Origin of the sequence: Ferrimicrobium sp., assembly GCF_027319265.1 — a bacterium.
Lineage (GTDB): Bacteria > Actinomycetota > Acidimicrobiia > Acidimicrobiales > Acidimicrobiaceae > Ferrimicrobium.
The window spans coordinates 1-3,488 of sequence record NZ_DAHVNP010000078.1 but is presented as its reverse complement, the minus strand read 5'-3'; the positions used below and the strand labels follow the sequence as shown (position 1 = coordinate 3,488).

Sequence of the window (3,488 nt, the reverse complement as noted above, 5' to 3'; positions counted from 1 at the left end):
CCCCCTGTCGGAATCGAACCGACGACACCAGCCTTACCATGGCTGTGCTCTGCCGACTGAGCTAAGGGGGCAATACGTATAAGGCTCAATCTATGATACTAGGTCATGAGAATTGATCCTCACACCCTACTCACTTTCGTGTGCTCAGTCCTCCACATACTCCCAGTGACCCGGATCCCGTGAACACGACCGCACAGGGTCCGCTCGATGCTCGCACCCGCTACCACTCCAAGTCCTGGCGATGACCCAGTCGAAACCCTCACCAATCATGATCCGCCACATCCTGCCACAGGACGCGGAGATCCTACGACAAATCTATAATCACGCCGTGCTGTCATCAACAGCGACGCTCGACCTAGAACCCCGCACCCACCTCGAACAAGAACGCTGGCTGGAGCTGCACTCTGGCATCTATCCAGCGTTGGTCGCCGTGCAAGATGACCAACCAATCGGCTACGCAACCATCTCCCCCTTTCGCCCTCGAGCGGGGTACAACTCCACAGTGGAAGACTCCGTCTATATCGACCCCCAACATCAACGACAGGGTGTTGGGCACCTTTTGTTGGAGCACCTGTTGGTAACAGCTACCTCGTTAGGCTTTCATAGCTGCATCGCTCACATCGTCGCTGACCATAGGGCCTCGTTGCAGCTCCATCTCAGCTGTGAATTCAGGCTCGTAGGCGTTGAACATGAGATCGGTCGCAAGTTCGGGAAGTGGCTCGATATGGCGATTTTACAGCGACAGCTCCGGTAGCAGAACGCGAACCCGAGCGAGGAAGCGCGCGGCGCCCCGAATCGCTAACGGCCCTGTGCGTGATCATCAGCCCAAAAATACCATGCGGCCAGGGAGCGGAATGGTCGAAAGCGCTCACCTTGGGCCACCAGCTCCGATACTGTCATCGAACGACTATCGGCCAGATGTCGCTCGACACTTCTTCGCATAGCCAGGTCACCCACCGGCCAGACATCGAGACGTTGCAGGTGAAACATCAGATACATGTCGGCACTCCACTCGCCAAAGCCGTAGAGTCCTACGATATACCTTCGGACCGTCTCATCATCGCAACATGCGAGTTGCGCCAGCTCCTCACGAGTGACGCTGGCACAGAGTCGTTCCAATGTCTTAATCTTCGGACCCGAGAGCCCGATACGACGCAGTTCGTCACCACCAAGTCCACGAATCACGTCGATCTCTAGTCCGGTAGCTAAGATCAAGCGATCAAGGATCGCTCGCGCCGACGACCCAGACAGCTGCTGATACACCAGGGTCTCCACCAAAAAGCCAAACGCATCGCTCGTATCGCGTGGGCCGCTTTGACCCTGCTCATTCCTTCGGCCCTGCTCATCCCTTCGACCCGGATCGAATGAATCCCTGTAGAGGCGCGGGGTACCGTAGAGTCTCGCGAACTGGGCCATCAAGGCATGTTGGGCCGACAGCGTAGCAACAGCTTCTTCAATACGTTCCTCGGTCTGCTTACTCATGAGATAACCAGCTCATCGTCGTCGTGGAGCACCGACCTTCGCCAGCGTCATCTCCTGAAAAAGGATCACGAATCAGCAGCAATGCGAACGAATTGCGGCAGCCAGCGCTGGTAACGGGCAGGGACAGCCTCTCCAAGGGCCGTCCGAAACCCATCATAGACCTCGCTGGCCTCGCGGAAGAGACTTGCCCGCCGGCGATAGAGGACCGTGACGAGACCCGCGTAACCGATCCATGCAAAGGCAGTTGGTGCCCCCAGGAAATCAATAGGCATCGCAGACAGGGTAAGGAGCACCAGGAAATCGACGGTCAAATCGCCAGCTCCGAGTGCCAACAACACTATTCCCCAACCCAGATACCATGGCCAGATAACCGGTCCAAGTACAACAGTCACCACAAGTACAACACCGGTCAGCCGTACGATATTCGAGCGACGGCTCCCAAGGATGGTGATCCCACCGATGAGCAGAATCAGCACATCACCGATGGCGCGGAAGACACCAACCACGAAATGCGGTCCGAAGGGTAGGCCGAGGTGGGCCAACACCCAACCTAATGCGTAACCCACAAGAATGATCGGGTCCTCGAACGAGAGTACCGAACCCGGTGTGGATAGGGCAGGAATCCAGCCCATCCCTAAGTGAGTGACGAGCCCCAGAAGGTAGAAGATCGCCAACGTCAGCATCACCGCGATGACCAGTCCGCGGAGTTTGCTCAGCACCCGCTCCGAGTTGCTCCAGTGGTAACCCATAAAACCAATCGCTACAATCGCTGGGACCTTGACGGATGCCGCTAGGGCCACCACGACAATACCAGCCAACCTCCGATCCTTGAGGAAAAGGTAGATCCCCACAACCATCAGTGCGGTCATCAATGCATCGTTATGCCCTGCAGATGCGAAGGTATAGAGCAGAATAGGGTTTGCTGCAGAGAGAGCAAAGGCAAGGTCACGGTTCACACCCAACAGATCAGCAATCTTAAGGACAAACATCCCAATAACCACGACCGAGATAAGGGCGACCAGCCGCAAAAGCAGCACGGTCAGCAGTGGAGAGTGACCAGCCAACTCAACAAGCCCTCCAGCCAACGCAAGAAACAATGGGCCATAAGGCGCCTTTGCCATACCCCACAGCGGGTCGACCGTCGATCGATAGGCGCTGTTCCCGAGTAACGCGGGGCCACCACTGTAGGGGTTGATACCAAGCGTAACCATACGACCCTGCGCGGCATAGGAGTACACGTCACGTGAAAAAAGTGGCCCAGCCACCATCAACGGCAAAATCCACAGCCCAAACAAGAGCCACTTATGGCGGAGTTCCTCACCACGACGACTACCCACCACGATTCTCAGCCAGGCGACACCGGTCAGGATAAGACCGTAGTAAACCAGCGATTGGGCAAGCAGTTCAACAAACACATTTCCTGGGTGAGGGGTGGCGTTGACGCCAAGATACCAGGATCCAGGAATTTTAGACGTAAAGGGGGAGTTCGCCTGAAGCGAACCAAGAAAAACCAAAAGCGAGCCGATAAACCCGGTCCAAAGAGGGTTCACATGCATCAGATTGTCGACATTGGCCCAAGCAAACCACTGACGAACGAGACGGATCGCTCTGCCCAGTGTCCCGCTGGCTGTTTGGCTTTGGGTGCGATCCTGCACTCGGTTGCCAGCCTCTACTTCATCGGAAGCAACCTTGCCCACGCCTTGGGGAGATTCCGCCCATTGCTTGGCTCGCCGACGGCGAAGCCGGTCATTCTCGTGCAGCTGTCCCTCGTGCGATGCGGCGCTTGGCTCGCTAGTGTTGTTCTCCATGAGCTCGCTACAGTCTAGCGCGCAGCGGGCGTTCCCACATCGCTCCACGCTAGACCCCTCGGTGGGCCGGGAGGGATTCGAACCCCCGTAGGCGTACGCCGGCAGATTTACAGTCTGCTCCCATTGGCCACTCGGGCACCGACCCTGGTGAGGACATAATAGTCTACCAGTATGCCTTCATTCGACGTAGTTTCAGAG

The 3,488-nt window shown here is 56.9% G+C and carries 3 protein-coding genes and 1 tRNA gene; 1 reads left to right on the top strand and 3 read right to left on the bottom strand.

The features are described from left to right. Positions 1-241: 241 nt before the first annotated feature. On the top strand, positions 242-754 hold the full coding sequence (locus M7439_RS12480; RefSeq protein WP_298347400.1) for a GNAT family N-acetyltransferase: 513 nt from the start codon (positions 242-244) through the stop codon (positions 752-754). A 44-nt stretch (positions 755-798) separates the two neighbouring features. Here the strand turns inward: M7439_RS12480 and M7439_RS12475 are convergent, their stop codons facing one another. From M7439_RS12475 to M7439_RS12465, 3 genes are all read right to left on the bottom strand, one after another. Continuing rightward, a complete protein-coding gene (locus M7439_RS12475) occupies positions 799-1,482 on the bottom strand; it encodes a DNA-3-methyladenine glycosylase (RefSeq protein WP_298347399.1) in 684 nt (227 codons plus the stop codon). Positions 1,483-1,547: 65 nt separating this feature from the next. Continuing rightward, a complete protein-coding gene (gene mptB, locus M7439_RS12470) occupies positions 1,548-3,290 on the bottom strand; it encodes a polyprenol phosphomannose-dependent alpha 1,6 mannosyltransferase MptB (protein WP_298347398.1) in 1,743 nt (580 codons plus the stop codon). A gap of 62 nt (positions 3,291-3,352) precedes the next feature. Then, positions 3,353-3,435, bottom strand: a tRNA-Tyr gene (locus M7439_RS12465). Positions 3,436-3,488: the final 53 nt, after the last annotated feature.